We start from the raw sequence: 6,741 nt of genomic DNA, 5'->3' as shown, positions 1-6,741 counted from the left end.
GGAAGGGTTCGGAAAAGGCTTGAACAAAGAGGATATCGAGTATTATGGAAAGATCCATTTCGAGAGGAAGGGAGCCGACCGGTACGACATGCACGCACATATCATCGTCAGCCGGAAGGACAGGAGCAACACCAGGAAGCTAAGCCCAAAGACCAACCACACCGGGAAGAAGAACTGCGGAAACGTGAAGGGCGGTTTCGACAGAACAGATTTTTTCCGAAAGTGTGAAACCTCATTTGACAAGCTCACAGGGTATGACCGGGCCCCGGAACAGACCTTTGACTATCTCAATACCATGAAGAACGGAAGCCCGAAAGAAATATTCCAGAAAAAGGAGTGGGCGGAACGTGTGAACCATGAACGGCTTGAGAAGATGAAAGCCGAATGGAGCCGGGATCTTCAGGAACCACACCAGGAACAAGGCCGTGAAGAGAGCCAACAACAGGGAAACAGTATTTCCCAGGTTCCAGATATCAATCAGGTACCACAGCGGAAGAAGCAACAGGAGGAAGAACTCGACCAGCCCAGGAAAAGAAGCCGGGGGGGGGGGAATGGGTATGTGATTATGGAAAGATGATAAATTTAGGTGAAAAAAGTAAAAAAAATAAGTTGTTTATTATTTAATCTTTTCCTATATTTGAGAAATGAAACCTTTAAAATGATTTTTTATGAATAAACCGGTAAAATTAATACTAATGCTAATTGTTGCCTTAGTAGGGGGATATGGTGTGTACGCATCACAACAGGAAAACGAATTGTCTGAACTTGCATTAGCTAATGTGGAAGCATTGGCTGGTGGAGAATGGAATGATGGAGATAAAATTGATTGTTTGGCATTTATTATCTCCCCAACCCCAGAAGAGCTACAAAATGGAGTACAATATCCAATAGTTGTAGACTGTGAACCTTGTGGAAATCTAGTAATAGCAAAAGAGGCATCAGGGCAAACAAAATGTACTTACTATAAACACTGATATATGAAACAACTATTATTTATTATTTTAGTTTTTTGTCTAGGGGCTTGTTCCAAATCCCTAGACAAAAAACTAAAATATATTAATTATCCGTCCCAAATACATTCATTAAAAATGGATAGTATTGATTCCGGAATTCTATTGAATGCGAGCGGTATAGCAACAACAGAGGATTATCTTATAATATCAAACCTTAATAAAGATACCATTTTTGACATATTTGACATTGACAGTTTGAGATATCTGTATAGTGATTTAATATACGGACAAGGTGGTAACGATATGCTTCCTTTTAGATGGATGAGAACGTTTGATAATAATGAGTTCTATACAATCGGATTTGGAATTCCAACTATAACTATACTGAAAGTAGAAAACGGATTGAAAATAAGTAAGCGTAAGAATATAGAATGGGAAGAGGATATATGCCAGAATCTTTATCCGTTGAAAGATGGAAAGATTCTTATACAGCCGGGAAAGAAACAGGGAGAATGGAGTCTCTATGATACCAATAATGGGGAAGCGGCTGATATGCCTGAATTCCCGTTCAAGAAATATGAACCAGACTATGACATTATAAAAACTTTCCAAAATAGAGCTGTGTATGTAGCTGTGAATATAAAGGAAGAATGTATCGCTTTTTTTTATTATAAAATCCCATTCATGCAACTTTTTGATTTTAATGGAAATGTTTTATTTGAAGGTTTCATAGGAAATAGTTCTATAGAACCATCAAAATACTTCTACAATGATACAATGTACTATACCGGATGTTCTTATACAGATGAGTTCGTTTTTGTAAAGTATATTCCCAACAATGCAGAAGATGGAACGACGTATTTTCAGGTTTGGGATTGGGATGGAAATATGTTGTCATTATTTAAAATAAACAGTGTAATAAACCTGTTTACTGTTTCACGTGATAGCAAAACCATGTATGTTGTTAAAAGTGACAATGATAATATATTCAGATGTGATTTATCATCAATAATAGCAAAATTATAATTTCAGATTAGGATGATGTCAAAACTTATGGCAAACATATTTCTTCTGTTTGAAGTTTAAACAAATCTTCCTGACCGAAATAGACGTCCTTGTCTTCAGTCTCAGCTGATATTACTGTCCCTACAAATGGGTTGTCCTCGACCTCTATAACTGTACCAGATATCCACTGTGGCAGTCTGGTAAGGTCTGGCGAAATTAATACTTTATCTCCGACTTTCATGTTGTTGATATATTTATAGTTCTGTATTTACTTTGATTTTCCCTATTGTTTTTTGTTCGTCACGCACACGGCAAAGTTCCCGGTGTGCCTTTTCCTTATACTCCTGAAGAACTTTGATTTCGTTACGCAATCGGTTGTTCTCTTCCTGAAGAACCTGGAACTCTTTAGCCTGTTCTTCAGCTTTCATTTCAGCACGTACCTTTTCTTCAACTGCCTTTGCGATAAGTTCTGGAGGCGGTAGCTGTACTTGCTTTTGTGCTGTTATAAACTCACTCATAAGCATACACAAGGCTTCAACCTGGTTCCTTTCTTTCTCGATATCGGGTGGAACAGGAAGAAATGGTGTTGCTTCCTTGTCATAGATGTCGAAGTCGTTCTTTTCTATGAACCTCCAGGCTGTTTCAACCCATTCTCCGACAGGCTTTCCGGCTTTTCGGCAATATATTTTTATTTCTTCGAGTATATTTTTAGGTACTCTTAGAGTGGATGTCTGTATATTTGTTTTTTCTTGCATATCAACAGTTTATGTGCAAAAGTATAAAGAATATATTTAGTAATATACATATTCTACAAAAAATATATTATTGTTTTTTTGTTATATGTGCATCTACAAAACAACCACCGAAGCCGGATAAGGCGTCTGGTTGTGTGTAAGTAACTGTTACAAGGGTTTGCCCCATGAATATTTCAATCTTGTCTATGACAGCTTCCATTGGCTATCCTAAGCCTATTGCTTCGGCTGAAACCATTACCAAATCACCTTCCTTCATATCTCTATTTTTTTTTGATTGTGTTACAAAATTAAAGTTATTCCTTGTCTTTTACTTTTCCCTTCAGTGCGTTTATTATATACCCCTTGGGGTTCTTTTTATCTCTTGATTTTCCCTTCAGAAGTGACAGCTCATAAACCAAATCTGGTATGATTCTTTGGGCTTCTATGAGAATTTCCTTATTTCGGTTGACTTCTTCTTTGGTAAAGCCTATTTGTGCGGTTAGATAGTTGTATATCTCTTTATCAAGAAGAGCCTTTCCTGGTATTTGAATAAGTAGTTCTTTCTTTTCGAGTTCTTGATCTCGGTATTTTGGTTGATAAACAGGATAAAACCTGAATCCTATCACTCGACTTCTTGGATTGCGTTCGTTTTCCTTGATTTTTGTGTAGTCAAACGTGTATGGACAAGTCTTGTCCAATATTTCTTTTGCAGGTTTTATTACCTTAGCTTCGATGTTGTCTATGCGGAATTTGCCGTTTTTATCCCTATATGCAGCTTTTGCAATTTTGGGCATTCCATCCTTATCGAGAATAGCTGTATCTTTAAGTGGTATTGCAAGCCATTCAAAAAGCTTTTCAATACTAAATTCAAACGGCTTTTTCTGTCCGCTCATTAGCAGATAAAACCTAAAACTATATGTGGTTGGTAGTGCTAAAGCTTTGTTCAGTTCAAATTCCCGGTAACCTCCTACAAAGTTTTTCATGGCCCACCACATAAGCTTTGGTACGGTAAATGTTACTCTGCCAGTTCCTTTTTCATAAAAAGGCTCTGCAATATAGGTTGCTTGTGTCCATACTTTATCGTCTTCATAAGTAAAAAAGCGTCTGGATAGTCTGTTAAGCACGCCTTGAACATATTCATGAGACCATCCTTCGCTACTAAGCATGAAATCTTTTACATTTAATTCCATGTTTACAGCACCCCATTCGGAGCGCTTGAATCTGTGTATCTCGTCTTTCATAAGCTTTCCTTGCAGTTCGAGGCTTGCAAATTCAAGGATCCTGGCTAAAACCCTTTGTTCGTCTATTGATATATCAGGATGATGGCCGAAAACAAACTTAAATGTGGTTGTCACATCTTTGTTTTGGGTTGTGATAGGTACTGTTATTCCTTTTTTTCTTGGCATATCTCTGCTATTTTTAGAGTGGATATACGGCAAAGATATGTTTTTTATTTTTTATAACCTACATTTTTTATAATAAAGTAGTATATGACGCTAAAAGAGTAGGTTAAAAAAGGGGGTAAGCAACGCTAAAAAAGTAGGTAATGCAACGCTAAAAAAGTAGGTAAACAAGTGTCTTAAGTACTTGTAACTAAGATTGTTTTGCGGGGGTGGATAGGCATAATAACAGAAGATGCTATAAACAGACAAGGGATTTTAGAGGAAATATGGCTTGTTTTCACTTCATTTTCCAAGCTTTTGCCGCTTGATATAAAGCAAAAGCAAATAGTTCCCGAACGAAGTGAGGTTTAAGGAACGAACATTTCGCGCGTGTACACAAATAAGTACACAAAACTTTTGTTTTATTGGTTTTTATCCCTATTTTTGCAGTGTAAACCAATAAATTATAACTATGCGGATTGTTACAACACGCGAATTTCGCGCTAACCAGAAGAAATACTTCGAGATGGCAGAGACGGAAACGATCCTGATCTCCAGACGCAATGCGGCACCTATCATGGTATGTGCGGTCAGGGAAGGCGATTTTCCTTCAAGAGAAGAGCTGGCGGCCATTCAGAGTGGTATTGATGATGTCAGGAACGGAAAAACCTTCAGAATGGCTAAAAACGAGTCTCTGGACGATTTTCTTAACCGTATAGAGGGTGAAGGCAATGTATGAGATAGAATTTTCCAAAGAAGCGGTAAAACATGTCCTGTTAATGAGAAAATCCTCTCCGCAGCTATTCAAAAAGCTGGAGAAGCTGCTTGATGAACTCAGAGAACACCCATATACGGGTACAGGACATCCGGAACAGTTAAGATACCTGGAGGGTGTCTGGTCAAGGCAGCTGGACAAGAAGAACCGTATCAGGTATATGGTCAACGAGACTACCGTAATTGTGTTCATCATTTCAGCCTGGGGGCATTATGACGACAAATGAAGGATTGCAGTATGTGCCGTTTCGGAACTTACTGCAATCCTTTTGAATTTGTGACAGAATCAAAATAAAGACAACTGCCGTTTATCCTCTTCTTCCTGTTTGTGCGCTTTCTGGCTCTGCTTCTCATAATCGAGCATTTCCTGTATTGACCGGATAGCTCTCATTCTCTGTTCCGGAGTGGTACGCCTTGCCATACCCTTTTCCATTTTTCCGGACTTCAGCCAATTTGAATACATATCGATCAGGCAAAGCACTTCTTCTTCCATTACTGTAGGCACTCTCATGGTCTTGGTGTACATGCCGGACACAGCCTTTCTTCCGGAACCTTCTCTGGCTCCACCTTTCCCGGTCTTTTTTCCTGGTTTCTTTTCCATAGGTCTGTTTTATTTGATTTCGTTACGGAATCAAAGTTAGGTGTTCTATCTCTCCCCGTCCCCTTTGCTAATTTCGCGCTGGGGAGGGTGTTCGATAGAACAGCAGCAAGAGGAAACCGGGCAAGCCCTGTTTTTTTCTCTTGCCCTACGGGGCTTTTAGCTGTAAATCAGCTATTTAAGAAATTGTACTAATATAATTTGGTTATAATGAATAAATATACTATCTTGTAAACCAATTAGTTAGTATATTAATTCGTTATAATAAGCCTTATAATTATATGGAAAAAGACAGTAAAACAACGGTAGCGGTAGAACGTACTACTTTTGCTAAACTTGACCGTCTGGCCAAGGCAAACAGTGTGTCAAAAATGGAGTATATTACTCATGCCATAAACTACTTTGAGAAGTACGGTATAAACCCGGTCGAGCATGAAAGTCCGGCACAGGAAATGCAGAAGCTTATCAAGCGCATGGATCAGGTGTTCGCATTCCTGAAGAAACAGGAAACGGATCTTGTGCGTCCGGCTTGTGAAGCTCTGGCCGGAGCCAGCACACAGATAACCATAAGCCTTTCATCCTTACTTTCGGAAGAAAAGTTCAGGCGGTTCCTGAAGGACAACAAGGAACTGCTTGCCGGGATAATCAACAGTTCCGACAACAACGGCAAGGCCATAGGCAGGGCAGAAAAAGCGGTGCGGGATGCAGATTCAACTATCAGGAAGAACCAGGAGATTATTTTCAAGCGGATAGAAGCCAGCGAAACGGCACAACTCAAGGCCATGCAACATATCGTTTCCTTCCTCGATGCAAAAGGAAAGACCGGGCTGCTCGATGACATAAACAAAGTCTATAAGAAGGAAAAGGAAAGGAGGGGGCTATGAATATAAAGATTCAGGGTGGCGGTTCCGGAACCTATGCCAATACAGGGAGCTGCACAGGAGTAACGACCTACCTCCAGCATGAGGATCTGGAGCGCATGAAGAATGGCCGGGAAGTGCAGCCGTTTTTCAATAACTCACGTGACTACATCAGCGCACAGGAAGTAACCTTCAAGATAGACAACAACAAGGCAAAATTGAGCCGGAACGATGCGAAGTTCTATGTGATCACGGTAAGCCCTTCCAGCCGGGAGCTGGAGCAGATGGGCAAGACAGAGAAGGAACAGGCTGAAGCCATGAGAAAGTATGTGCGTGATGATGTGATGCAGCACTATGCGGAAGGGTTCGGAAAAGGCTTGAACAAAGAGGATATCGAGTATTATGGAAAGATCCATTTCGAGAGGAAGGGAGCCG

General features: G+C 39.8%; 11 protein-coding genes. 7 read left to right on the top strand and 4 right to left on the bottom strand.

Annotation, left to right across the window (positions count from 1 at the left end; all coding sequences use genetic code 11):
* From M1B78_RS18030 to M1B78_RS18020, 3 genes are all read left to right on the top strand, one after another.
* Positions 1 to 577, top strand: a 577-nt coding sequence (locus M1B78_RS18030; RefSeq protein WP_257941449.1) for a DUF5712 family protein, incomplete at its 5' end; no start/stop codon positions are given.
* Positions 578 to 668: 91 nt separating this feature from the next.
* Positions 669 to 974: an NVEALA domain-containing protein gene (locus M1B78_RS18025; RefSeq protein ID WP_257941448.1), complete on the top strand. Its 306-nt coding sequence runs from the start codon at positions 669 to 671 to the stop codon at positions 972 to 974.
* Between the two features lie 114 nt (positions 975 to 1,088).
* Positions 1,089 to 1,979, top strand: coding sequence for a hypothetical protein (locus tag M1B78_RS18020; protein ID WP_257941447.1), 891 nt, complete (start codon positions 1,089 to 1,091; stop codon positions 1,977 to 1,979).
* A gap of 25 nt (positions 1,980 to 2,004) precedes the next feature.
* Here the strand turns inward: M1B78_RS18020 and M1B78_RS18015 are convergent, their stop codons facing one another.
* The 3 genes from M1B78_RS18015 to M1B78_RS18005 all read right to left on the bottom strand — a co-directional run bounded on the left by M1B78_RS18015 (position 2,005) and on the right by M1B78_RS18005 (position 4,098).
* On the bottom strand, positions 2,005 to 2,199 hold the full coding sequence (locus M1B78_RS18015) for a transcriptional regulator (protein WP_257941446.1): 195 nt from the start codon (positions 2,197 to 2,199) through the stop codon (positions 2,005 to 2,007).
* Positions 2,200 to 2,212: 13 nt separating this feature from the next.
* A complete protein-coding gene (locus M1B78_RS18010) occupies positions 2,213 to 2,713 on the bottom strand; it encodes a hypothetical protein (protein WP_257941445.1) in 501 nt (166 codons plus the stop codon).
* A 293-nt stretch (positions 2,714 to 3,006) separates the two neighbouring features.
* A complete protein-coding gene (locus M1B78_RS18005) occupies positions 3,007 to 4,098 on the bottom strand; it encodes a replication initiation protein (protein WP_257941444.1) in 1,092 nt (363 codons plus the stop codon).
* Between the two features lie 502 nt (positions 4,099 to 4,600).
* On the opposite strand from M1B78_RS18005, the gene M1B78_RS18000 reads away from it, so the two are divergent.
* Together M1B78_RS18000 and M1B78_RS17995 are read left to right on the top strand one after the other, a co-directional pair.
* Positions 4,601 to 4,813: a prevent-host-death protein gene (locus tag M1B78_RS18000; RefSeq protein WP_257941443.1), complete on the top strand. Its 213-nt coding sequence runs from the start codon at positions 4,601 to 4,603 to the stop codon at positions 4,811 to 4,813.
* Positions 4,806 to 5,075: a Txe/YoeB family addiction module toxin gene (locus M1B78_RS17995; RefSeq protein WP_032530137.1), complete on the top strand. Its 270-nt coding sequence runs from the start codon at positions 4,806 to 4,808 to the stop codon at positions 5,073 to 5,075. The genes M1B78_RS18000 and M1B78_RS17995 overlap by 8 nt, the downstream gene beginning before the upstream one ends.
* A gap of 59 nt (positions 5,076 to 5,134) precedes the next feature.
* Here the strand turns inward: M1B78_RS17995 and M1B78_RS17990 are convergent, their stop codons facing one another.
* Complete coding sequence (locus M1B78_RS17990; RefSeq protein ID WP_257941442.1) at positions 5,135 to 5,449, bottom strand: hypothetical protein; 315 nt, start codon at positions 5,447 to 5,449, stop codon at positions 5,135 to 5,137.
* A 278-nt stretch (positions 5,450 to 5,727) separates the two neighbouring features.
* Here M1B78_RS17990 and M1B78_RS17985 point away from each other — a divergent pair, with 278 nt between their 5' ends.
* Both M1B78_RS17985 and M1B78_RS17980 read left to right on the top strand, forming a co-directional pair.
* Positions 5,728 to 6,330 carry a BfmA/BtgA family mobilization protein gene (locus tag M1B78_RS17985; RefSeq protein ID WP_257941441.1) on the top strand — a complete coding sequence of 201 codons (603 nt, stop codon included), beginning with the start codon at positions 5,728 to 5,730 and terminating at the stop codon, positions 6,328 to 6,330.
* On the top strand, positions 6,327 to 6,741 hold a 415-nt coding region (locus tag M1B78_RS17980; protein ID WP_257941440.1), incomplete at its 3' end, for a DUF5712 family protein. The genes M1B78_RS17985 and M1B78_RS17980, both read left to right, overlap by 4 nt.

The organism is Bacteroides muris (ex Fokt et al. 2023), from assembly GCF_024704895.1.
Taxonomy (GTDB): domain Bacteria; phylum Bacteroidota; class Bacteroidia; order Bacteroidales; family Bacteroidaceae; genus Bacteroides; species Bacteroides muris.
The sequence above is the reverse complement of the archived record's forward strand: the minus strand, read 5'-3'. Positions and strand labels throughout refer to the sequence as shown.

What these genes read in the sequence shown, in the direction of transcription:
- M1B78_RS18025 (WP_257941448.1), top strand. Translation starts at nt 669, where the DNA reads ATGAATAAACCGGTAAAATTAATACTAATGCTAATTGTTGCCTTAGTA.
- M1B78_RS17990 (WP_257941442.1), bottom strand. Translation starts at nt 5,449, where the DNA reads ATGGAAAAGAAACCAGGAAAAAAGACCGGGAAAGGTGGAGCCAGAGAA.
- M1B78_RS18020 (WP_257941447.1), top strand. Translation starts at nt 1,089, where the DNA reads ATGGATAGTATTGATTCCGGAATTCTATTGAATGCGAGCGGTATAGCA.
- M1B78_RS17985 (WP_257941441.1), top strand. Translation starts at nt 5,728, where the DNA reads ATGGAAAAAGACAGTAAAACAACGGTAGCGGTAGAACGTACTACTTTT.
- M1B78_RS17995 (WP_032530137.1), top strand. Translation starts at nt 4,806, where the DNA reads ATGTATGAGATAGAATTTTCCAAAGAAGCGGTAAAACATGTCCTGTTA.
- M1B78_RS18010 (WP_257941445.1), bottom strand. Translation starts at nt 2,713, where the DNA reads ATGCAAGAAAAAACAAATATACAGACATCCACTCTAAGAGTACCTAAA.
- M1B78_RS18000 (WP_257941443.1), top strand. Translation starts at nt 4,601, where the DNA reads ATGGCAGAGACGGAAACGATCCTGATCTCCAGACGCAATGCGGCACCT.
- M1B78_RS18015 (WP_257941446.1), bottom strand. Translation starts at nt 2,199, where the DNA reads ATGAAAGTCGGAGATAAAGTATTAATTTCGCCAGACCTTACCAGACTG.
- M1B78_RS18005 (WP_257941444.1), bottom strand. Translation starts at nt 4,098, where the DNA reads ATGCCAAGAAAAAAAGGAATAACAGTACCTATCACAACCCAAAACAAA.